Source organism: Flagellimonas marina (assembly GCF_042651185.1).
GTDB classification, from domain to species: Bacteria; Bacteroidota; Bacteroidia; order Flavobacteriales; family Flavobacteriaceae; genus Flagellimonas; species Flagellimonas marina.
Window position 1 is genome coordinate 122,670 of record NZ_JBHSCL010000004.1, and the last position, 22,790, is coordinate 145,459.

Genomic DNA, 22,790 nt, shown 5'->3' on the forward strand with positions numbered 1-22,790 from the left:
ATGGCAAAGCAACCAGCAATAGAACAAGACGGGACTATTATTGAAGCATTGTCCAATGCAATGTTTAGAGTAGAATTGGAAAATGGACACGTTGTTACGGCGCATATATCTGGGAAAATGAGAATGCACTACATTAAGTTGCTTCCCGGAGATAAAGTAAAGTTGGAGATGAGTCCATACGATTTAACAAAAGCAAGAATTACGTATAGATACTAGTTACATGAAAGTAAGAGCATCAATAAAGAAGAGAAGTGCCGACTGCAAGATTGTTCGCAGAAAGGGCAGATTGTACGTTATCAACAAAAAGAATCCTAGATTTAAACAAAGACAAGGGTAATTATGGCAAGAATTGCAGGGGTAGACATACCTAAACAAAAGCGTGGTGTTATTTCGCTTACCTATATCTTCGGAATAGGTAAAAGTAGAGCGCAAGAAATTTTGGCCAAGGCCGATGTAAGTGAGGATACCAAGGTTTCTGATTGGAACGATGATGAAATCGGACGTATCAGGGAAGCTGTTTCCGAATACACTATCGAAGGAGAGCTTCGCTCGGAGACCCAATTGAACATCAAACGTTTGATGGATATTGGTTGCTACCGTGGAATTCGCCACAGAGCCGGATTGCCATTGAGAGGTCAACGTACCAAGAACAACTCTAGGACCAGAAAAGGAAAAAGAAAAACAGTTGCCAACAAGAAAAAAGCAACGAAATAATAAAAACATAGTCATTAGTCTTTAGACGTTAGAAGAATCTGTTTGAAATGTAAAAGTCTAGGATTCCAATAACTAAGAGCTAACACTAGAAACTAAGAAATATGGCAAAGGCAAGTACCAAAACAACAAAAAAACGCAAGGTAATCGTTGAGTCTACCGGCGAGGCGCACGTTGTTGCATCTTTCAACAACATCATTATATCCCTTACCAACAAAAAAGGCGATGTAATCTCTTGGTCCTCCGCAGGAAAAATGGGATTCCGTGGTTCTAAAAAGAACACTCCTTATGCTGCCCAAATAGCCGCTGAGGATTGCGCAAAAGTTGCCCACGAAGCAGGATTAAGAAAAGTAAAGGTTTACGTGAAAGGACCAGGTAACGGTAGAGAATCGGCCATCCGTTCCATTCACAATGCTGGTATTGAGGTTACAGAGATTATCGATGTTACCCCACTTCCACATAACGGTTGTAGACCACCCAAAAGAAGAAGAGTTTAATCAAGTATAGTTTTAATGGCCCCAAAAGGGTCTTCACCCGAAGGTGCAGTTTAGATTATCGAAGGATAAGCCTTAATTCATAATCGCACTTTCAAATTAATAGAAGATGGCAAGATACACAGGACCAAAAACAAAGATCGCTAGAAAATTTGGAGAAGCGATTTTCGGAGACGACAAGTCTTTTGAAAAGAAAAATTACCCTCCAGGACAGCACGGTAACAACAGACGCCGTGGCAAAAAATCAGAATACGCTATCCAGTTGATGGAAAAGCAAAAGGCCAAATATACCTACGGTATTTTGGAGCGTCAGTTTAGAAACTTGTTCGCCGAGGCCAAAAGAAAAGAAGGAGTAACCGGTGAGATTCTTCTTCAATTGTGTGAATCCCGTTTAGACAATGTGGTCTATAGAATGGGTATTTCCCCTTCACGAAGAGGAGCACGTCAATTGGTATCGCACCGCCACATTACCGTAAACGGCAATGTGGTGAACATTCCATCGTACAGCCTTAAGGCCGGTGATGTTGTAGGTGTGCGCGAAAAATCAAAATCTGTACAATCCATTGAGGATTCTTTGTCTGCCAACAGCAGCGTATACGAATGGATCACTTGGAATTCCGAAAAGAAAGAAGGTACGTATGTATCTGTTCCAGAAAGAATTCAAATCCCTGAAAATATCAAGGAACAGCTGATCGTCGAATTGTACTCTAAATAAAATTCAACATTAATCCAATTATGGCATTACTTAATTTTCAGAAGCCCGATAAAGTTATAATGATAGATTCAACAGATTTCGAAGGGAAATTTGAATTCCGCCCTTTGGAACCTGGCTATGGATTAACAGTTGGGAATGCGCTGAGAAGGGTTCTACTTTCCTCTTTGGAAGGTTTTGCCATCACTTCTGTGCGCATAGATGGAGTTGAACATGAGTTTTCTGTTATCCCAGGCGTTGTTGAAGACGTAACTGAAATCATTTTGAACCTAAAACAGGTTCGTTTTAAAAGACAGATTGATGATGTTGAGAGCGAGACCGTTTCCATTTCCGTTAGTGGAAAGGAACAGTTGACCGCTGGAGATTTCCAAAAATTCATTTCAGGGTACCAAGTGCTCAATCCAGATTTGGTGATCTGCAACATGGATCCCAAAGTGAGCATCAACCTTGAGATTATCATAGAAAAAGGACGTGGATATGTTCCTGCTGAGGAAAACAAAAAATCCAATGCCCCATTGGGAAGCATTGCGGTTGATTCTGTTTACACTCCGGTGAAGAACGTAAAATACAGCATTGAAAACTTCAGGGTAGAGCAAAAGACCGATTATGAAAAATTGGTTTTTGAAATCCTTACCGATGGTTCCATCCATCCTAAGGATGCTTTGACCGAAGCTGCCAAAGTATTGATCCACCACTTTATGCTGTTCTCTGATGAGCGCATCACCCTTGAGGCCGATGAAATCGCTCAGACTGAGACTTATGATGAGGAATCATTGCACATGCGTCAGTTGTTGAAGACCAAATTGGTAGATATGGACTTGTCCGTTAGGGCATTGAACTGTCTTAAAGCCGCCGAAGTAGATACTTTGGGTGATTTGGTTTCCTTCAACAAAAATGATTTGATGAAGTTTAGAAACTTTGGTAAAAAATCATTGACCGAGTTGGAAGAGTTGGTCATCAACAAAGGCCTACAATTTGGTATGGACCTTTCCAAATACAAATTAGATAAAGATTAATAATCATATTTTGCTCCCCAAGTTCAATTGGGTCTGGTAGCAAGATGATAAACTAGAAAGATGAGACACGGAAAGAAATTCAATCACTTAGGCAGAACAGCCGCCCATAGAAAGGCGATGTTGGCCAATATGGCTTGCTCCCTTATTGAGCACAAGCGAATCAATACCACTGTGGCCAAAGCAAAAGCTTTGAAGCAGTTTGTTGAACCCTTGATTACTAAAGCTAAGATAGAGAACAACCAAACTACCGAAAAAGGTACGCACAACAGAAGGGTTGTTTTCAGTAACTTGAGAAGCAAGGAAGCTATTACCGAACTTTTTAGCACAGTAGCTGAGAAAGTAGCGGACAGACCAGGAGGATATACCCGAATCATTAAGTTGGGTAACCGATTGGGTGACAACGCCGATATGGCCATGATAGAACTAGTGGATTTCAACGAGGTATACAACGCTGGTAAACCCAAAAAGAAATCAACCAGAAGAAGTAGAAGAGGAGGAAGCAAGAAAGCGGAGCCTGTGGCACCGGCGGCTGAAACTAAAACTGACGATTCTGAAGAATAAGAAAGATGTTATTAACTATTGTATTAGTGGAAAAAGGATAAGTGAGAACTTATCCTTTTTTTATGTTTTTTTGTAAACTGAAAAATTGGAACACCTCATGAAGTATCACGAAAAGAAAAAAGCACTGTTGTTATTGGCGGATGGGACCATTTTCTACGGAAAAGCTGTAGGAGGCAAAGAAGGTACAGCCGTTGGAGAAGTATGTTTTAATACCGGTATGACCGGGTATCAGGAAATCTTTACCGACCCTTCCTATTTTGGTCAGTTGATGGTCACCACCAATGCCCATATTGGGAACTATGGAGCCCATTTGGACGAAGTGGAATCCGACTCCGTAAAAATAGCGGGACTTATTTGTAAAAACTTCAGCTACGAATACTCCAGACCCGACGCCAGAATGAGTTTGTTGGAATTTTTGAACAACAACAACCTTTTTGCCATCTCAGATGTGGATACCCGTGCCTTGGTAAGTTACATTCGCGATAACGGTGCCATGAACGCCTTGATTTCAACAAGGGTCGATGAGATTGATGCGCTAAAAGAGGAATTAAAGCAAGTCCCAAGTATGGAAGGTTTGGAACTTTCCTCTAAAGTTTCCACCAAGGAGCCCTATTACTACGGGGATGAAAATTCTGCCTACAGGATTTCCGCTTTGGATATCGGTATTAAAAAGAATATTCTACGAAACTTGGCCAAGAGGGGAGCTTACATCAAGGTATTTCCTTACAATACTTCTTTTGAGGAAATGGAAAAATGGAACCCAGATGGCTATTTCATTTCCAATGGACCTGGAGATCCAGAACCATTGACGGATGCCATCACCGCGGCCAAAAAGATGATTACTTCAGATAAACCCTTATTTGGAATCTGTTTGGGGCACCAAGTATTGGCTCTCGCCAATGGAGTTTCCACATACAAAATGCACAATGGGCACCGGGGAATCAATCACCCTATTCTCAACTTGGTGACTGGAAAAGGGGAAATTACATCTCAAAATCATGGGTTTGCCATTAATAGGGAAGAAACTGAGGCCCATCCCGAATTGGAGATTACCCATACCCACTTGAACGATCAGACAGTGGCCGGAATCAAAATGAAAGGGAAAGATGTGTTTTCGGTGCAATATCATCCTGAAGCAAGTCCGGGGCCACACGATGCCGACTATCTTTTCGACCAATTTTTTGATGCAATCAAAACAGGAAAGAACTAAAACGTTATAGTTTTATTTTTAGGTTATTAAGACCGTTTTATAGCTGCTGACATACTGTTAAAAGGCTCGCCTTTTCGTATCTTAGTCGAATTAAATTACAATCATAAACTTTGAATAAAATGAGCATTATTATCAATATTCATGCAAGACAGATATTGGATTCAAGAGGTAATCCTACCGTAGAAGTAGATGTAGTTACCGAAAATGGAATTTTGGGAAGGGCAGCTGTTCCTTCCGGAGCCTCAACAGGAGAACATGAGGCCGTTGAATTACGGGACGGAGGAGATTCCTTTATGGGGAAAGGCGTTGGAAAGGCCGTAAACAACGTTAACACTGTTATTGCTGAAGAATTGGTGGGTACTTCGGTTTTTGATCAAAATGCCATCGACCAGACCATGATTGAACTGGACGGCACACCGAACAAATCCAAACTGGGTGCCAATGCCATCTTGGGTGTTTCCTTGGCAGTGGCCAAAGCGGCTGCCAATGAATTGGGTATGCCATTGTATCGCTATGTGGGCGGTGTTAGTGCCAACACGCTTCCTGTACCCATGATGAACATTATCAACGGTGGATCTCACTCCGATGCTCCCATTGCATTCCAAGAGTTTATGGTGATGCCTGTTAAAGCCAAAGATTTTAGTCACTCCATGCAAATGGGTACTGAAATCTTCCACAACCTTAAAAAAGTACTGCACGACCGTGGTTTGAGTACCGCTGTAGGTGATGAAGGTGGTTTTGCCCCAACGTTGGAAGGTGGTACCGAAGATGCTTTGGATACCATTGCCAAAGCGGTTGCCAAGGCAGGGTATAAATTAGGCGACGATGTAATGATCGCTTTGGATTGCGCATCAGCAGAATTTTATGTGGATGGTGCTTACGACTATACAAAGTTCGAAGGAAGCAAGGGAGTCGTTAGGACTTCTGAAGAACAAGCACAATATTTGGCTGACCTTTGTGAAAAATACCCTATCATCTCCATTGAGGATGGAATGGATGAAAACGATTGGGAAGGTTGGAAGCTGTTAACTGAAAAAATCGGAGATAAAGTACAGTTGGTTGGTGACGATTTGTTCGTGACCAATGTAGAGCGTTTGTCAAGAGGAATTGAAAACGGTATCGCCAACTCCATTTTAATCAAGGTAAACCAAATTGGAACATTGACTGAAACCATCGCAGCGGTAAACATGGCCAAAAATGCTGGGTATACCTCTGTAATGTCACACCGTTCCGGAGAGACTGAAGATAATACCATCGCTGATTTGGCTGTGGCGTTGAACACAGGTCAAATTAAGACGGGTTCCGCTTCACGAAGTGACCGTATGGCAAAATATAACCAGTTGTTGCGCATTGAGGAGGAATTGGGAAGTGTTGCCTATTATCCTCAAGAAAAAGCCTTTAAGGTAAAATAAGCATAAAGATTATTTAGCATAACAAAAGCCTTTCTCAAATGGGAAAGGCTTTTTTTTGTTTCAATAACAAAGATTAGCTAAATTATAGCATCGAACCAACAGTGCTAACTATCTTACCTATATGAATAATTTTCTTTTTGTTGCAGCGGAAAACGATGCCCTAGCCAATTGTAAAGCTGGCGGAATGGGCGATGTGGTGCGGGATGTGCCACGTCAAATTTCTGAAAGGGGGGATAAAGTGCATGTCATTGTTCCGTCTTACTCACGGCTTCACAAAGATGGATTGTTCAAAACCAACCTCAATTTTTATTTGCGGGGATTGCGATATACGGCAGAGTTGTATGAAGTAAAGCCCAAAAAGGATTTTCCAAACATTGTGCACTACGTGCTACATCACCCGGAGATTGAAGCTGGGGATATTGCCCATATCTATCACAATGACCCTGAGGAGCCATTTTACACAGATGCTATTAAGTATTTTATATTCTGTACCGCGGTGGCAGAGGCCGTAAAGCAAGGTGCGTTTGGAGATTTGGATGTGGTGCATTTGCACGATTGGCATTCCAGCTTATTGTTGTTTCTGAGGGAATATCATCCAGACTATGTCAACCTTCAGGATATACGGTTTGTGTACAGTATTCACAATTTAGCCATTCAGGGAATACGGCCTTTTGATGGGAACTATTCTTCTGTGAAAAATTGGTTTCCAACCGTACCTCTGGATTATCAAAAGTTGATGGATTATCGGTATAAGGATTGCATCAATTTAATGGCTGTTGGAATTCGTTTTGCTGATGCCGTACACACAGTTTCCCCTTCCTATAAAGATGATGTGTTATTGCCGAGTTCTCCCCCAGAGTTCATTGGCGGGGAAGGTTTGGAAAAAGACCTTCAAAAAGCTGATGATGAAGGAAGACTGTTTGGTATTTTGAACGGATGCAATTACAAGAACATCAACTCTGAAGCAAAAGGTCAGATTTATCGCAATACCGTAAAAGCACTTTTTGGTTGGCTACAGCAGGAAGATAAGAAATACAAGGCCGATTTTTTGGCCCATACTGGTGAGAAAATAATGGAATATGTCGGTAACCGACCCAAGTTCATCGCATCCAGCGTGGCCCGATTGACCGAGCAAAAATTCTACTTCTTTATGCGTTCCCCGGAGGCATTTGTGGAGATTTTAAAAAAATTAGAGAAGGTGGATGGTATTTTTATGCTTTTAGGTACGGGTGCACCAGAGTATGAGGAGCTATTCAGAAAGCTCAGTTATGAGCACAAAAACTTCATTTTCACTAACGGGCAGTCCGAAAAACTTATAGATTCCATGTATTTGGAATCTGACCTTTATTTCATGCCCAGTCTTTTTGAACCCTGCGGTATTAGCCAAATGTTGGCTATGCGCAACGGACATCCCTGTTTGGTACATCATACGGGAGGATTAAAAGATACTGTTGAACACCTGAAAACGGGCTTCAGTTTTGATGGGGAAAGCTACGATGAAAAAATCAAGAATATGCTCGACGTTTTGGATGTGGCCTTGGATATTTTTCAAAACGATAAGACAACTTGGAAGAAAATACAAGCAGCCGCCAAAAGAAAGCGTTTTACCTGGAAAAAGTCGGTTGATGCGTACTACACCCTACTGTACAATATGGCTTGAGTGCTTTTTTTCGCAGCATTGATATTTTATTGTTAATAACTGCACAAATAAGAGTCGGAAATTGTTAATGGTTGCGCTTTTTCGTAATTTCCGCATTCTATTTTTACTAATCTATTAAAACATAAAATGTCGGATAAAGCGATACTCGAATATGGTGGAAAGCAGTATGAATTCCCCGTAATCAAAGGTACTGAAGATGAATTGGCAATTGATATTAAAACACTAAGGGCAGATACCGGAATGGTTACTATAGATCCTGGATATAAAAACACGGGTTCTTGTGAAAGCTCTATTACGTTTCTGGATGGTGAAAAAGGAATTCTAAGGTATAGAGGGTACTCCATAGAGGATTTAGCAGAAAAAGCTGATTTTTTGGAGGTGGCTTATTTGCTCATATTTGGAGAGTTGCCGAATAAGGAACAACTTGAGAAATTTCATAACGACATTAAAGAAGAGTCTCATGTTGATGAGGAAATGAAGAAGATTTTGGACGCCTTTCCAAAAGCAGCGCATCCTATGGGCGTACTTTCTTCGTTAACCAGTGCTTTGGTAGCTTTTAACCCTATTTCCGTGGATGTTTCCTCAGAAAAAGCAATGTACGCCTCCATCGTACGCATTTTGGCCAAATTTCCGGTATTGGTGGCTTGGACCCAACGTAAGAAAAAAGGACTTCCTTTGGACTACGGAGACGATAGTCTAGGTTATGTGGAGAACATACACAAGATGATGTTCAAAAAACCTAACCAAGAGTATAAAAAAGACCCCATTGCCATTGAAGCTCTAGACAAGTTATTAATCCTTCACGCCGACCACGAGCAGAACTGTTCAACGTCAACGGTACGTATAGTGGGCTCTTCACATGCAGGTCTGTTTGCGTCCCTTTCTGCTGGTATTTCGGCACTTTGGGGACCTTTGCATGGTGGTGCCAACCAAGCCGTTTTGGAAATGTTGGAAGCCATTGAAGCCGATGGTGGCGACACAAAAAAGTACATGGCCAAGGCCAAGGACAAGAACGACCCATTCAGATTGATGGGCTTTGGACATCGTGTCTATAAAAACTTTGACCCAAGGGCCAAAATCATAAAAAAATCAGCTGACGATGTACTGGGTAATCTCGGAATTGAAGATCCTATCTTGGATATCGCCAAAGGTTTGGAAAAAGAAGCATTGGAAGACAAGTACTTTGTGGATAGAAAGTTATATCCCAATGTGGACTTCTATTCGGGAATAATTTATAGAGCGTTGGGCATTCCAACAGATATGTTCACCGTAATGTTCGCTTTGGGAAGACTACCGGGTTGGATAGCCCAATGGAGAGAGATGCGACTACGAAAAGAGCCCATAGGAAGACCCCGACAAGTGTATATCGGGGAAAACCTAAGGTCCTTTGTTCCATTGGAAAAAAGATAAGACTTGGGGAGACAGTCAAAAAAACTAGGGCGATTTAAACAAATCGCCCTTTTTCTATTAAAGGCTACTGGGATTGATCCCAGAATCAAGGTTCAATGACCTATCGGTGTCATAGCATATATGCATAATCTCTCTGTGGTAGTGGGCTCGTACCCACGAAAGATCATTGTTGTTTATTAAGGTGTTTTTTGATCGTTCAAATTCATGATGCAAAAAATCATGGGCATCAATGGTGCTCAAGTTTTTAATATTGGAGTCCAAAGACTGTGCATATCTGTTAATAGAGCTATTTACCTTTATTAGGTCCCATTCATTCTCAACAGTCAGTTTATCATCCGTAGACCAACCCTCGGGAAAATCACTTCGCATAATACAATCTTGATATTTTGCAGAATATAGAGAATCCGCATGTTGATCAAAAGAGGAATACTTGTGGTGGGTTACCTTTCTCTTTTGAAATGCATTGATTGGCCCCCAAAGCGCAAGGGCAATCAAAACCAATGAGGCTGTTATTAACAGTTTTTTCATTTGTAGGAAAAATCTTAATACAAATGTAATAATAAAAAATGTACACACAACATTTATGATATAAAAATTTACATGAAGTGGTTAATTTTAATACGTTAAAATACAAGGAGTTAAAATTTAAATGTTTCCCATTTTTTTATTGTGAAAACCATGTAAATAAAAAAGAGTATTTTACCATTTTGTAAGAGGAAAATATGGGGCAAAACACTAGATTTGCCTTAAATTTTTTAGGGGAAATCCCTAATTTGAATTCAAAAGTTTCAATAATTACCGTATGATGCAGCTGAACATTGTAGACGAGACAAGCCCTTTAAAAGCGGTGATTTTGGGAACCGCAGAAAGTTGTGGGCCAGTGCCAAGTCCAGAGGAGGCCTATGACCCAAAATCCTTGGAACACATATTGGCGGGGACTTATCCCAAGGAAGTGGATATGGTGGAAGAAATGGAAGCTTTTGCCCAAGTGTTTCATAAATATGGGGTGAAGGTTTATCGTCCCTCGGTTCTTAAAGACTGCAACCAGATTTTTTCTAGGGACATTGCCTTTGTGATTGAAGACAAATTATTCCATGCCAACATTCTGCCCGATCGCGAGCGGGAGTTTGTGGCCATTCACGAGGTACTGGATGAAATCGACCCGAATAAAATCATTCGACCACCCGCGGAGGTACATATTGAAGGTGGGGACATAATGCCTTGGAACGATTATATTTTTATGGGCACCTATACGGGACCAGACTATGCTGATTTTATCACCGCACGAACCAATAAAGAAGCGGTGGAGTACATTAGAGAAATGTTTCCGCATAAAACTGTAAAATCCTTTGAGCTTCGAAAATCGAATACCGACCCAAAGGAAAATGCCCTGCACCTGGATTGTTGTTTTCAGCCCGTAGGAAAGGACAAGGCTATTTTGCACAAAAATGGTTTTTTGGTGGAAGAAGAATACCAATGGTTGGTGGATTATTTCGGAAAGGAAAATGTTTTTGAGATCACCAAAGATGAGATGTACCAAATGTTCAGTAATGTATTTTCCATTTCACCAGAAGTAGTGGTTTCAGAAAAGAACTTCACCCGACTGAACAATTGGCTTCGAGATCAAGGTTTTACGGTAGAAGAGATTCCGTATGCCGAGATTGCCAAGCAAGAGGGGTTGCTTCGCTGTAGTACCATGCCCCTAATCCGAGCATAACGATTACGCACGAAAAACAACTAAACACAAACAACTTGAGAGCACAAATTTCAAATACCATACTAATGATTCGTCCGGTGAACTTTCGGATGAATGAGCAGACTGCCGTTAACAATTATTTTCAGGAAGACCTACACCTAAAAAATGTAGAGATCAATCGTAAAGCGCAAGAGGAGTTCGATGCTTTTGTAAACGTCCTTCGAGAAAATGGAGTCAATGTTATTGTGGTGGATGATACCAAGGAACGCGATACCCCGGATTCCATTTTTCCAAACAATTGGGTCTCTTTTCATGAAAATGGAACCATCTGCGTCTATCCCATGTTTGCCAAAAACCGAAGAAAGGAACGCCGAGAGGATATTTTTGAGGTACTGGAAAAAGAAGGCTTTTCAATCAATAATATCATGGATTATACCTCTGCTGAAGGAGAAGGGGTGTTCTTGGAAGGTACAGGAAGTATTCTCATAGATCGTGCCAATCAAAAGGCATATTGTGCCTTGTCCGAACGTGCCCATGAAGAACTTTTTATTGAATTCTGTGAAGATTTTGATTGTTTCCCCGTCATTTTTACAGCGTATCAGTCCGTGGAAGGGGAACGTTTACCCATTTATCATACCAATGTAATGATGGCCATGGCAGAGACCTTTGTGATCATATGTTTAAAATCCATCGATGATAAAAAGGAACGAAAGAGTGTTGTAGAGCACATTAAAATGGACGGTAGGGAAATTATCGAGATTACTGAGGAACAATTGTATCATTTTGCAGGGAACATGCTCCAAGTTATCGGTGCTAATAACCAACGTTTTATGGTGATGAGTACCCAAGCCTATAAAAGCCTTCGGGAAGATCAAATCAAGGCCATTGAAAAGCATTGCGGTATTATACACAGTACCTTGGATACAATTGAGTCTTGCGGAGGTGGTAGTGCCCGCTGCATGATGGCAGAGGTGTTTTTGCCAAAAAAGTAATGTCCCCTTGAGAGCTTGCACTGAGTGCCCGCCTGCCGGACGGGCAGGAAGTCGAAGTGGGAGCTTAGGGGTGTTTTTTCATGTGGACACGAATGCCACAAATTATCTCGAAAGATTTATGTCATTTCGAACTGTCAGATTGAGCGCAGTCGAAATCAAAGTGAGAAATCTATAGGTTGGCCGAGATTTCTCAATCGATGCTTTGCATTTCATTTCGAAATGACAGCATGTACATTGAGATGACACCGTCACCCTGAATATATTTCATGGTCTTTTGCTGTGGGATGGGATGCAGAAACAGATTCGGCATGACGTTAGTTTTTACTTGTCATTCTGAGTGAAACGAAGAATCTCTTCTAGGTCGAGATTTCTCAATCGATGCTTTGCATCTCATCTCGAAATGACTATCGTTTATTTTCTTGATGTCTTCAGCAATTTCTTCAATTGGGGTCGCCAGCTTAAAAAGAACTCAGTAATCATCAAGGGATAAACCCAGCAAATCCACTCATACACCGTATAGCGCATGGTATCGTCCTCAATAAAACTAAAGATTCCTGTAAAGTAGTCCACTTCGGGAAGTAAACGGATAAATACAAATGCCAACCCGCATATATAACTACGGATCATAAACTCTTTGTGCACTTTTACATTGCGTTTTCGAATGCTGACATAGGCCATAATAGTGGTAAAAATCCAGATGGTGGCCAATAAGGCCAAAGACGGAATGGCACCCGGAAGTGAATAGGTGGTCACCAAAAGAACATAGACCGTTAAAGCCGAGATCAACGAACCGATAATATAGATTTTCCCAGAAATCCGGTGAAATTTTAAAAAACGGTTTCTGATATAGGGAATAAATTGGAGTGGGCCCAAAAACAACGTGGTCGCCGCTGGAACAAAATGTGCAACGAGCCACCATTTGTACTTTAGTTTTACTTCACTTACTTCGGATGGGTTATAGAAAATATAACTTTCAACGTTGATGAGGTAATAATAGGTCGATACAAGGAGCACAATGCCCCAGAAAAATAAGTTCCCCAATAGTGTTTTACGCTTTCTAGTCAACATATTTAAAAGATTAGGTTAACCAAGCGGGGAACTTCTTTAAATATAATCAATAATTACCGTCTCAGCTTATCCTTTCTTTCCAAATGAAGTCAAAAAAACCACAGCCACAAACACTATAAAAAAAGCAAAGGGCAAGGAGGTGATAATAAGCAGTTTTTGAACAGCGGTAAGCACGTCAATATTCGGTTTGGCATTCCCGAGAAGAATAAGGGCCAAGGTGGCCAATAGAATAAAGACGGACCAAATGAGGCGATGTTTTTTCTGCGGATTGGGATTGCCTTTGTCCGTGAACATGCTCAACACAAATACAGCAGAATCTACGGAAGTGACCAAAAAACTCACCAAAAGCAAAATAGTGATGCCATTCAGCAGCCCAGAAAGCGGATATTCCCCAAAAAAGACAAAAATGGAAGAGAACACGCTCCCAAATTCATTGTTGTAACTTCCCCAACTTTCAATAATCTCAAAAGCTGAAACGCCAAAGACCGAAAACCAAAAGAAAGTGCCCAGCGAAGGTATGATCAATACCCCCAATAGCATTTGCCGCAAGGTGCGACCTCGGGAAATCCGGGCTATGAAAATACCCGTAAAGGGTGCCCAGGCCAACCAGAAGGCCCAATAGTAAAACGTCCAATCGGTAAGGAACTCAATGCCGGGATTGAAGCGTCCCACGGCGATGCTCATCGGAACAAAATCCTTGAGGTAGTGCAACGAAGCCTTTCCAAAGGAAAGCAGGATATCTCCCATATTGCTATTGATGAACACAAAGGCCAATAGCAACAGCGTTACCAGAATATTGAACTTGGAAATCCGTTTGATGCCCTTATCCACCCCCAGCCATACCGAGACAAATGCAATGGTGGAAATCAACAGGGCCAGCAGCAGGGTGACCGTTGCCCCAAACTCGGACTGAAAAACATGGTTGAGCCCTCCCGTAATTTGGGCGGTGCCCAATCCCACAGCGGCAATCAATCCAAAGACAGTGGTGATAATGGCCAGAATATCCACCGCATTGGCCCGTTTGGTCCCTTTAAACTTTTGTGGAATGGAACTGCTCACCAACACTTTTCGATTTTTGGTAAAAAGTGCATGGCCTATAATCAAGGCAAACAGTCCGTAAAAGGCCCAAGCGGTAAAGCCCCATTGGTAAAAGGTGAACTCCAGCGCCAAGATTTCTGGAGTGGAATTGGTGGCAATGGGCGGGTTTTGCTGCATAAAAACGGGTTCCTGCACGGCCCGGAGCAGAATGCCGGCCCCCATGCCTGTGCTGTAGAGCATACTGGCCCACGCCCAAGTGGAATGTTCCGGTTTTTCGTTGGACTTGCCCAATTTAAGATTGCCCCAGGGCGATGCGGCAATGCCCAAGAGGAGCAGCACACAACCAAGGCCCAGATACAGATAAAAATAGCCAAAGTGGCCCCGCACCCAGAGCGAGAGCAGCTCAATGGATTGGTAACTCCACTCCGTAAACAGGAACACTATTGCGGAGAACAGGAACAATAGCCCTGCAGAGACCGCTAAAAGTGGATTTTCTTTGAGAAAATTATAGATGGCTTTGGTTTTATTGTATCCCGAAAATAGGCAGAAATCTTTAACTAACTTTAAGCTCGTCGTGCGGATGGTACCCAAACGGATAATCGCTATTTTTATAGGAATGGGAACAATAAGATGGTTCAAGGGAATTTTGGTGATTATGACCTTCATTTGGATGGGGTGCCGCGAGCAGAACACGATTGCCCAATTTCAACCGGGCCTCATTTCAACTGAGGTGGTGGAATATGCCTGTACTTTTTCTACTTCTGGGGATGAACTTTACTTCGCCCGAAGCGAGCAAGAATGGGGCAGTGGAACCATGAAAAGCGCGATTTACCATGCGGTGAAAACCAGTGGGCAATGGTCCATACCCCAATTGGCTCCATTTTCAGGTGAATTTGATGATAGCGATCCACACCTTTCCAAAGATGGGAACACACTATACTTTGTTTCTGACCGGCCAGGTGGCAACAGACCCGCTTCAGCAGATATTTGGAAGGTGAAAAAAGACCAAAACGGAGCTTGGGGTACTCCCATTGTTTTACCGTATCCTATAAATTCGGAACAGCGGGAGTATAGCCCGCGCACCGATGATGCGGGCAATCTGTACTTTGCTTCGGATAGGAGTGGCGGGTATGGGCAGGGCGATTTGTATGTAGCGCAATGGAGAGATGGGGACTTTAGTGAACCTGAGAACTTGGGGAATGTTCTTAATTCAGAAATGGGAGAGTGGAACTTGGAAGTCAACGGGTCGGGTGACCTTATTATTTTTGAGGCCTCGGGGCGAGAGGAAAACGTGTCTTCGTATGGTGACCTCTACATCAGTTTTAAGGAAGGAGGCCAATGGACGGTACCGCAGAACTTGGTGGAGTTGAACACCTCGGGGAGTGATTTGTACCCCTACCTTACCCCAGATGAAAAACAGTTGTTTTATGCCAGCAGTGATAGCCTGCAAGGCAAGCACACCCATATTTACGTGACCGATTTTGAGAAATTGTACCGTAGGTACAAACGCCAATCCAAGATGCCTTGACGCTTTGGGCACGCCTGCCTGCCGCAGGCAGGAATTCTACGAATTATCTCGAATGCCTTGTTTGTCATTCTGAACCTTTCGACTATGCTCAAGACAGGCTTTGTGAAGAATCTCTTTTTGGTTGGGATTTCTCAATCGATGCTTTGCATCTCATGCCGAAATGAATGAACGGGCAGGCTCATTTCAGGGTCTTCTGTTTTGGGATGGGATGCCGAAATAAATTCGGCATGACGCAATATGGGCATTACACTGTCCCCTTGAGAGCTTGCACTGAGCGCCCGCCTGCCGGACGGGCAGGAAGTCGAAGTGGGACTTTAGGGGTGTTACTGTTTGACACAAATCTCACGGATCATCTCGAATGCCTTATGTCATTTCGAACGGACGTGAGAAATCTATGGGTGGGTTGGGATTTCTCAATCGATGCGTTGCATCTCATATCAAAATGACTGCTTGTTGGCCTTGTCATCTTGAGCGCAGTCGAAAGGTAGACAAGGCATCTCGACTGCCCGTCCGAATGGCACGGGCGGACGCTCGATGTGACAGGATGGGCACTATATTGTCCCCTTGAGGGTACTTTAGGGGTGTTATTGCTACTAGTACATTTTTTATTGCCCATTGCAATAAGTTTTCTCGCGCAAGCGTGTAAGATAATTTGGCAAAAAAGTTTATATTGGATTGATTTTTAGAAGTTTCCCTCCATAAATTTCATTTCTTATAAGTTCACTTCATTTAAGTATTGGTTAAAAAATTGATTATGGCTATAGATTTATCAGTTTATAAAAAAATCATTAATGTTCTTTTTGGTAGTTTTATTGTATGCTTGGGTGGTCTGATAATAATACAAACAAATAATATTGAATGCTGGCTTAAAATTGAATTTGGGCAAATAGGTTTTCAGTTACTGAATCAATTTTTATATGGTGCTTTAGGTGGAACAATTGCTGGTTCATTGTTCTTAAAAAAGGATAAGGAAATAAATGAAATTGAGAGCTTAAAACCTAAACCCAATCCCACAATTTTAAGATTGCCAGATGAAGTTGATAAGAGTCTTTATATTCATCGGATAATCACAAGTGGGGTATTGGCCGTTTTGGGAACCTTACTAATTATTACAGGTTTTGGTTACCTCGAAGTTGAATACAAGGATGGATTTGTCCTTAGGCAAGAGATTTTTTTTATCATCACAAGCGTTTTAATAGGGTTGTATCAAATCAAGTTTTTAGGAAGAATTGAAAAATTATTTGAAAGTTTTTTCAGATCTGGCTCATGAAGAAAAGATGATTTTGGTTTAAAACTTTTTTAACCCCTCAACCCCACAACAATCCCCCTTAGCGCTGCCACCACATTTTGTACTTCCTTTTGTTCAAACGAACCTTCTTCCAAATAAAATAGCATTTCAATCCCATAATCCAGAATTTTAGCCAGTTCTTCAGGGGAACCGTAGGTATCTTCAATCCATCCTATAATAGTTTCCGTTTGTCTATTTTCCATTTTCCATTAATCTATAGGTAAAGAAAAGGGTTATATTCACAATTCTTAATGCCATAATTGACAAGTTTAATTTTAATGTCTTCTTAAAAATGACCGAAGAAATCGTTTATGGAAAGTTTTGGGATAGAGTGGGAGCATACCTCTTAGACACCTTAATTGTGGGACTCACAACTTTTGCACTCAACTATGCCAATGTCCTTCATTTTAAAAGTTTCTGGTTTTATTTGCCCATAGCCGCTATTGGCATTTTATATAAACCATACATGGAGAGTTATTATGGGGCTACTTTGGGGAAAATGGCGCTTAACCTAAAGGTTACGGATTTGGAATTCAACCAAATAAGCTTTGAAAAGTCACTCTTGCGGAGTTTGATTATAATCGTTCCAGCACTAATTTACATTCCAGTATACTATGTGGCTTTTGGTAACCCCGCTGTAACCGAAACAGAAGGGTTTATGGATTTTTCAATAGCAATGACAAATGCGTATCCAGCCACAAGAATCAGTACAAACCTCTTCTCATTGGTGTACCTAACAGACGTGATAGTGTTATTGACCGAAAATGGCAAAAAGCAAAGATCCTTAAAGGATTTTATAGCCAAAACCTATGTGATAAAGGTTCAAAAATAAGGTAGATCGCATTTCTAATATTACTCCTCAACCGTAAACTCCCGTATCGCTTGGTTGGGCTCCATAATGGTATGGCCTTGCCAAAACTCGGGGTCATAGGTGGGCATATAGGTAGCGCGTGCGGTCTTGTCCTCCGTAAAATTGGTGAACTGGTCTTCGGGCACCACTGTTTGGTCAAACACCACTAGTTCCCATTTTTGGGTGGGGCTCATCCTAAAATCGATGTTCAGCGAGAGTTCGTTCTGCTTGCGGCGACCCTTTACATGCTTGTTCTTTTCAATCACTTTTAGGGGGCGGTCCACGGCAAAGTAGCGGCCAAAGGTAAAGTCCATAAAGCGAAGGTCATACTTGCCATTGGGCAGTTGGGCAAAGCGCATGGTGCCCTTGTAGAGTACTTCGCGGTAAGTAATGCCCAGCAGTCTAAAATTGCGCAGGCGCTCTGTGTTCTGCACATCCAACCTCATAACGGCAAAGTCCTCGATATTTATATAAAGACGACCCTTGAACTCGGCACTGCTGCGTTTGGGTTCAAAGTCGATGACGTACACCCCCGCATCTTCAATTTCGGCATAGCCGACGAGGGCAAACTCGTACTTTCGGGTCTTGGAGATGAGGTCCAGTTTGCTGTCCTCTTGGTAGTAGAGTTCGTTGAGCAGTTCCTTGAATGCTTGTCTTTGGGCATCCACCAAACCAGAAATGGTGTCTTTTTCCACTTCATCCTTAATTTTCTGGGTCTCTTCCTCTTCCATATCACTAAGAATGGAATCCACCTGTACCTTTTGGCTAAAGATGCCCGATTTAATCTTAAGGTAGGAATCTGGCTTAATGTTTTCGGTGAAAATGGTTTGCATACGCTCTCCCAGTTCCTCAAAAGAACCCACTTGGTTCTTGTCATACAGGTCGGCGGCCTTAATGATGTCCAGTTTGTATTGACCGTTGTTTTTATAGAGGTCGCCCAGACTTTCGGTATAGTGGTGGCCATTTTTTGGGATGGAAAGGGCAAGGCTGTCGATAAGTTCTTTGTTGAGCTCGGCGATGGTGGATTTCTCAAAACCAAAGTCTACCTTGTTGATGGTGGCAAATTCGGACTGCCGCAAAAAGAAGCGTTGTTTTACCGGTGCTTTGTTGACGTTCTGGGGAACGCGCTCCACCATTTTTTCAATGATATCGTCCACGGAAAGCTCCTTGTCGAAGACATACACCCCACTGAGTTCAATGGCCTTGGGTTGAAGGAGCACAACACTGTCCTGTATTTGGGCAAGAGTGAACCCCTTTTTGGAGTACCCCATGGAAGAAATGTAGATGGAGTCAGGGGGACTGGTTTCGTCCAACGAAAAACTGAAACGGCCTTCATCGTTGGTGATGACACCTTTGTGCTCGCCATATTGGATGGTGGCATATGGAATCCCTTTTTGGGTCTTGGCATCCACCAATTTGGAGCTGATGGTCTGAGCAGTCATGGGCAATGCCATGAGTAAAAGTAATACGGGGAAGATCTTGGTGTTGGACAAGGTCATCTGTTCGTTTTTGATGTGTTTTTTATAAAGACAATGCAAACTGTAAAAGGTTGCACACGGGTTAGACGAATTGGTTTGGATTTTGTAACAGGGAGATAAGGTTTTGACACGCCTGCCTGCCGCAGGCAGGAATGGCACGAATTCTCTCGAAAGCAAATGTACGTCACCCTGAATTTATTTCAGGGTCTCATGTGTAGGGATGGGATGCCGAAACTAGTTCGGCATGACGTTCAGAATTGAATTGTCCCTTTGAGAGCTTGTGCTGAGCATCCACCTACCGGACGGGCAGGAAGTCGAATTGGGACTTTAGGGGTTAGGGGTTTGACACTAATTTCACTAATTCTCTCGAATGCAAATGTACGTCACCCTGAATTTATTTCAGGGTCTCATGTGTAGGGATGGGATGCCGAAACTAGTTCGGCATGACGTTAATCATTGAATTGTCTCTTTGAGGCCTTGCACTGAGCACACGCCTGCCGGACGGGCAGGAAGTCGAATTGGGACTTTAGGGGTTAGGGGTTTGACACTAATTTCGCTAATTCTCTCGAATGCCTTATGTCATTCCTGCGAAAGCAGGAATCTTTTTCTTTTGGGCTGATGGATTTCGGCGTGCGCGGGAATGACGGGGCAGGTTCGGCATGACGTTAAACATTGAACTTCTTCCTTGAGAGCTTGTGCTGAGCACGTCGAGATGTTTTGTCTACCTTTCGAATGCGCCCAAGATGACAAAACATTTGTGGATGTAGACACACCTGCCTACCGTAGGTCGGAATTGCCCCTTTCACCTTTTTCCTTCGTCCCTTTGTTTCATTCCCGCACCACCACAACCATCTTGTATACAAAATAGAGGGGTATCAAACCATTGAGAATCCATAGCCCTACAAGAAGCTGGATGTCGCTAGCATCTATCCATCCCTTAATTTTTAAGAGGATGATGCCCGTGGTGATCAAAAAGGCCATCACAAAACAGAAATTCATTACGGCTAACATGCGCAAGGCCAGTGAGTACAACTTGGGGGCATTTTCTTCGGTCACTTTTACCGGGTAGTTCATGAGCCAAGGTTTTAGTTTGGTGGCGATGAGTCCCATGGCTAGATATAGCCCTGCACTGAGCATGGGAATGGCCCAAAGCGCTGATTTGTGCCCATAGCCATCTACCCTTCCTTGAAAGTTGAAATGGGTAGGAATGGTTTCTGGAAGATCGGCATAGACCCCAAGAACCAGAAAAACATTTACGGCCACGACCATCCATCCGGCGCGGTAGAGCAGTAAGTCGGTTTGTGAAGGTTTTACTTTAACTCTTGGATGTTTTTTGAACCAACTCATAGATCTTCAATGGATGTTGGCGTATTGTCCGCCTTATGGTCCAACAATTTTTTAAAGAACTTTTGTATGGCTTTAGTATCCGATTTCACTTTTATGAAATAATGGTCCATATAAACAGAATGGACGGCGCTCTCGCCCTTATACAGTTTTAGTTTGTAGTATGGAATGATAAGCCCGTAAGTTTCCAATAACGAGCGGAACCGAACAATAATGCCCTTGGGCCGGATTTCTATATTGCAGGTGTTAAGGTTATTGTCCAAGATGAGGAGGTTTTGAATTTCCAAACTGGTCTCCGTAATGTGCAATTTTGGCGAACCTATTCCACCCATAACAATACGTTCCTTCAACGGAAGGGGCTTACCTACCGCCTCGTCAATTTTTCGGGTAATGTTCTTGTCGGAATAGGATACATTTAGAAGCATGCCTAAAAATACTCAAAATACTAACTATCTATAGGTCAATGCTTCGGGAAATATGTTACAAAAGGGCAAAAAATATGTAGTTTTGCGGCCTGAAACGCTTTTTAGATGAGTTTGCAAAACGATTTGGGCCAAAAGGTCAAGGATGCTGTAAAGGAATTGTACCAAGTTGAACTTCCCACAGTTGAATTTCAACCCACCCGCAAGGATTTTGAGGGAGATGTTACCGTGGTGGTTTTTCCCATGCTTCGTTTTGTAAAGGGCAATCCGGTACAGATTGGTGCTCAAATTGGGGAGTATTTGCAGGAACATTTAGCTGAAGTGTCCAAGTGCAATGTGGTTCAAGGTTTTTTGAACATTGTAATCGAGGACAGCTATTATCTCAACTTTTTCAACAGCATCAAAGATAAAACCGATTACGGTTATGTGAAGACTTCCTCCCAAGGTGCCATAATGGTGGAATATTCATCTCCCAATACCAACAAACCCTTGCATTTGGGGCATATCCGAAACAACCTTTTGGGCTATTCCGTGGCGGAAATCTTGAAGGCCTCGGGAAAGAAAGTGTATAAAACCCAAATCATCAACGATCGGGGCATTCATATTTGCAAAAGTATGTTGGCCTGGCAAAAGTTTGGCGATGGAGAGACTCCAGAATCATCGGGTCTGAAAGGCGACCATTTGGTGGGGAAATATTATGTAGCTTTTGACCAAGCCTATAAAGAACAGATAGCCCAGTTGGTTGATGATGGTATGGACAAGGAGAAGGCAGAAAAGGAAGCACCCATTCTTTTGGAAGCTCAAGAAATGCTTCGGAAATGGGAAGCGGGTGATACCGAGGTCGTATCCCTTTGGAAAAAAATGAACAGCTGGGTCTATGCCGGTTTTGATACCACCTATAAAAATATGGGGGTTGATTTTGATAAACTCTATTACGAAAGTGATACCTATCTTCTAGGGCGGGATGTGGTAAAGGACGGCCTTGAAAAAGGCGTCTTCTTTAAAAAAGAAGATGGCAGTGTTTGGATAGACCTTACCGATGAGGGTTTAGATGAGAAAATCGTACTTCGTTCGGATGGTACTGCTGTTTATATGACCCAAGATATTGGTACAGCCATTCAACGGGTAACGGATTTCCCGGATATCAATGGGATGGTGTACACGGTGGGTAACGAGCAGGACTACCATTTTAAGGTGCTGTTCCTTATCCTGAAAAAATTGGGGTATTCGTGGGCGGAACAATTGTACCATTTGAGCTATGGGATGGTGGATTTGCCCAGTGGAAAAATGAAAAGTAGGGAAGGTACTGTGGTGGATGCGGATGACCTTATCCAAAATATGGAAGAAACTGCGGAGACCATTTCTGCCGAACTGGGCAAGCTGGAAGGCTATTCCGAAGAAGAAAAGAAAAGCTTGTACCGAACGATTGGTTTGGGTGCTTTAAAATACTACATCCTAAAAGTGGACCCCAAAAAACGGATTTTATTCAATCCAGAGGAGTCCGTGGATTTTCAAGGGAACACGGGGCCGTTTATCCAGTACACGTATGCGCGGATTCAGTCCATTCTTCGCAAGGCGGAAGATGGGAGGTCGAGCGAAGTCGAGACCTCATTGGAACTCCACGAGAAAGAGAAGGAACTGTTGAAAGGCATTCAACTGTTTCCGGAAACCGTGCAATTGGCGGCTGAAAACTTTAGTCCCGCTTTGATAGCCAACTACACCTACGATTTGGTGAAGGAGTTTAATTCATTCTATCAACAAGTATCCATTTTAGGGGAACCGGATGAGCAGAAAAGGCAGTTCAGGGTGCAGTTGTCCCAGAAAGTGGGCGAGGTGATTCAGTCTGCTTTTCGACTATTGGGTATTGAGGTTCCGGAGCGGATGTAACTTTTAAACCCTC

24 protein-coding genes are annotated in these 22,790 nt (G+C 42.5%); 17 read left to right on the forward strand and 7 right to left on the reverse strand.

Translation table 11 applies throughout. From position 1 onward, the window contains the following. The 11 genes from infA to ACFOWS_RS04150 all read left to right on the forward strand — a co-directional run bounded on the left by infA (position 1) and on the right by ACFOWS_RS04150 (position 9,186). Positions 1 to 216 (forward strand): translation initiation factor IF-1, encoded by a 216-nt coding sequence (infA, locus tag ACFOWS_RS04100; RefSeq protein ID WP_014031991.1) that lies wholly within the window; start codon positions 1 to 3, stop codon positions 214 to 216. A gap of 4 nt (positions 217 to 220) precedes the next feature. Beyond that, positions 221 to 337, forward strand: a complete 117-nt coding sequence (gene ykgO / locus ACFOWS_RS04105) for a type B 50S ribosomal protein L36 (RefSeq protein WP_010519235.1) — start codon at positions 221 to 223, stop codon at positions 335 to 337. 2 nt (positions 338 to 339) lie between these two features. Beyond that, positions 340 to 714 carry a 30S ribosomal protein S13 gene (gene rpsM / locus ACFOWS_RS04110; RefSeq protein ID WP_366590822.1) on the forward strand — a complete coding sequence of 125 codons (375 nt, stop codon included), beginning with the start codon at positions 340 to 342 and terminating at the stop codon, positions 712 to 714. Between the two features lie 101 nt (positions 715 to 815). Continuing rightward, the gene (rpsK, locus tag ACFOWS_RS04115) at positions 816 to 1,208 is read left to right on the forward strand and encodes a 30S ribosomal protein S11 (RefSeq protein ID WP_366590821.1); all 393 of its coding nucleotides are present in this window, start codon (positions 816 to 818) and stop codon (positions 1,206 to 1,208) included. Positions 1,209 to 1,314: 106 nt separating this feature from the next. Then, entirely contained in the window at positions 1,315 to 1,920 is a 606-nt protein-coding gene (gene rpsD / locus ACFOWS_RS04120; RefSeq protein WP_366590819.1) for a 30S ribosomal protein S4, read from the forward strand. Positions 1,921 to 1,940: 20 nt separating this feature from the next. Continuing rightward, the gene (locus tag ACFOWS_RS04125; RefSeq protein ID WP_067029307.1) at positions 1,941 to 2,933 is read left to right on the forward strand and encodes a DNA-directed RNA polymerase subunit alpha; all 993 of its coding nucleotides are present in this window, start codon (positions 1,941 to 1,943) and stop codon (positions 2,931 to 2,933) included. A 60-nt stretch (positions 2,934 to 2,993) separates the two neighbouring features. Beyond that, entirely contained in the window at positions 2,994 to 3,494 is a 501-nt protein-coding gene (gene rplQ / locus ACFOWS_RS04130) for a 50S ribosomal protein L17 (RefSeq protein ID WP_366590815.1), read from the forward strand. Positions 3,495 to 3,591: 97 nt separating this feature from the next. Continuing rightward, entirely contained in the window at positions 3,592 to 4,704 is a 1,113-nt protein-coding gene (gene carA, locus ACFOWS_RS04135) for a glutamine-hydrolyzing carbamoyl-phosphate synthase small subunit (RefSeq protein WP_379762690.1), read from the forward strand. Positions 4,705 to 4,823: 119 nt separating this feature from the next. Beyond that, the gene (gene eno, locus ACFOWS_RS04140; protein ID WP_366590812.1) at positions 4,824 to 6,116 is read left to right on the forward strand and encodes a phosphopyruvate hydratase; all 1,293 of its coding nucleotides are present in this window, start codon (positions 4,824 to 4,826) and stop codon (positions 6,114 to 6,116) included. Positions 6,117 to 6,237: 121 nt separating this feature from the next. After that, positions 6,238 to 7,776 (forward strand): glycogen synthase, encoded by a 1,539-nt coding sequence (locus ACFOWS_RS04145; RefSeq protein ID WP_379762692.1) that lies wholly within the window; start codon positions 6,238 to 6,240, stop codon positions 7,774 to 7,776. Between the two features lie 126 nt (positions 7,777 to 7,902). Then, the gene (locus tag ACFOWS_RS04150) at positions 7,903 to 9,186 is read left to right on the forward strand and encodes a citrate synthase (protein WP_366590810.1); all 1,284 of its coding nucleotides are present in this window, start codon (positions 7,903 to 7,905) and stop codon (positions 9,184 to 9,186) included. Positions 9,187 to 9,243: 57 nt separating this feature from the next. On the opposite strand, the gene ACFOWS_RS04155 is transcribed toward ACFOWS_RS04150, so the two are convergent. After that, positions 9,244 to 9,714, reverse strand: a complete 471-nt coding sequence (locus ACFOWS_RS04155; RefSeq protein WP_379762693.1) for a hypothetical protein — start codon at positions 9,712 to 9,714, stop codon at positions 9,244 to 9,246. 274 nt (positions 9,715 to 9,988) lie between these two features. On the opposite strand from ACFOWS_RS04155, the gene ACFOWS_RS04160 reads away from it, so the two are divergent. Together ACFOWS_RS04160 and ctlX are read left to right on the forward strand one after the other, a co-directional pair. Beyond that, positions 9,989 to 10,903: a dimethylarginine dimethylaminohydrolase family protein gene (locus tag ACFOWS_RS04160; RefSeq protein ID WP_379762694.1), complete on the forward strand. Its 915-nt coding sequence runs from the start codon at positions 9,989 to 9,991 to the stop codon at positions 10,901 to 10,903. A gap of 65 nt (positions 10,904 to 10,968) precedes the next feature. Next, positions 10,969 to 11,874, forward strand: a complete 906-nt coding sequence (gene ctlX / locus ACFOWS_RS04165) for a citrulline utilization hydrolase CtlX (RefSeq protein WP_379762695.1) — start codon at positions 10,969 to 10,971, stop codon at positions 11,872 to 11,874. A gap of 411 nt (positions 11,875 to 12,285) precedes the next feature. Here the strand turns inward: ctlX and ACFOWS_RS04170 are convergent, their stop codons facing one another. Beyond that, positions 12,286 to 12,942 (reverse strand): DUF2306 domain-containing protein, encoded by a 657-nt coding sequence (locus ACFOWS_RS04170; protein ID WP_379762696.1) that lies wholly within the window; start codon positions 12,940 to 12,942, stop codon positions 12,286 to 12,288. Positions 12,943 to 13,008: 66 nt separating this feature from the next. Next, a complete protein-coding gene (locus ACFOWS_RS04175) occupies positions 13,009 to 14,646 on the reverse strand; it encodes a BCCT family transporter (protein ID WP_379762697.1) in 1,638 nt (545 codons plus the stop codon). On the opposite strand from ACFOWS_RS04175, the gene ACFOWS_RS04180 reads away from it, so the two are divergent. Further along, on the forward strand, positions 14,597 to 15,508 hold the full coding sequence (locus tag ACFOWS_RS04180) for a TolB family protein (protein ID WP_379762698.1): 912 nt from the start codon (positions 14,597 to 14,599) through the stop codon (positions 15,506 to 15,508). The genes ACFOWS_RS04175 and ACFOWS_RS04180 overlap by 50 nt on opposite strands. Positions 15,509 to 16,262: 754 nt before the next feature. Continuing rightward, positions 16,263 to 16,778 carry a hypothetical protein gene (locus ACFOWS_RS04185; protein WP_379762699.1) on the forward strand — a complete coding sequence of 172 codons (516 nt, stop codon included), beginning with the start codon at positions 16,263 to 16,265 and terminating at the stop codon, positions 16,776 to 16,778. A gap of 29 nt (positions 16,779 to 16,807) precedes the next feature. Here the strand turns inward: ACFOWS_RS04185 and ACFOWS_RS04190 are convergent, their stop codons facing one another. Beyond that, a complete protein-coding gene (locus ACFOWS_RS04190; RefSeq protein WP_379762700.1) occupies positions 16,808 to 16,999 on the reverse strand; it encodes a hypothetical protein in 192 nt (63 codons plus the stop codon). Between the two features lie 89 nt (positions 17,000 to 17,088). On the opposite strand from ACFOWS_RS04190, the gene ACFOWS_RS04195 reads away from it, so the two are divergent. Continuing rightward, the gene (locus tag ACFOWS_RS04195) at positions 17,089 to 17,628 is read left to right on the forward strand and encodes an RDD family protein (protein ID WP_379762701.1); all 540 of its coding nucleotides are present in this window, start codon (positions 17,089 to 17,091) and stop codon (positions 17,626 to 17,628) included. A 20-nt stretch (positions 17,629 to 17,648) separates the two neighbouring features. Here ACFOWS_RS04195 and ACFOWS_RS04200 read toward each other — a convergent pair whose 3' ends face one another. From ACFOWS_RS04200 to ACFOWS_RS04210, 3 genes are all read right to left on the reverse strand, one after another. Beyond that, positions 17,649 to 19,145 (reverse strand): carboxypeptidase-like regulatory domain-containing protein, encoded by a 1,497-nt coding sequence (locus tag ACFOWS_RS04200; protein WP_379762702.1) that lies wholly within the window; start codon positions 19,143 to 19,145, stop codon positions 17,649 to 17,651. A gap of 807 nt (positions 19,146 to 19,952) precedes the next feature. Further along, on the reverse strand, positions 19,953 to 20,471 hold the full coding sequence (locus ACFOWS_RS04205) for a DUF1648 domain-containing protein (RefSeq protein WP_379762704.1): 519 nt from the start codon (positions 20,469 to 20,471) through the stop codon (positions 19,953 to 19,955). Beyond that, positions 20,468 to 20,893: a hypothetical protein gene (locus tag ACFOWS_RS04210; protein ID WP_379762706.1), complete on the reverse strand. Its 426-nt coding sequence runs from the start codon at positions 20,891 to 20,893 to the stop codon at positions 20,468 to 20,470. Before ACFOWS_RS04210 ends, ACFOWS_RS04205 begins: the two co-directional genes overlap by 4 nt. Positions 20,894 to 20,998: 105 nt before the next feature. Between ACFOWS_RS04210 and argS the strand changes: the two genes are divergently transcribed. Continuing rightward, the gene (gene argS, locus ACFOWS_RS04215; protein ID WP_379762708.1) at positions 20,999 to 22,777 is read left to right on the forward strand and encodes an arginine--tRNA ligase; all 1,779 of its coding nucleotides are present in this window, start codon (positions 20,999 to 21,001) and stop codon (positions 22,775 to 22,777) included. The last annotated feature ends 13 nt before the right edge of the window (positions 22,778 to 22,790 follow it).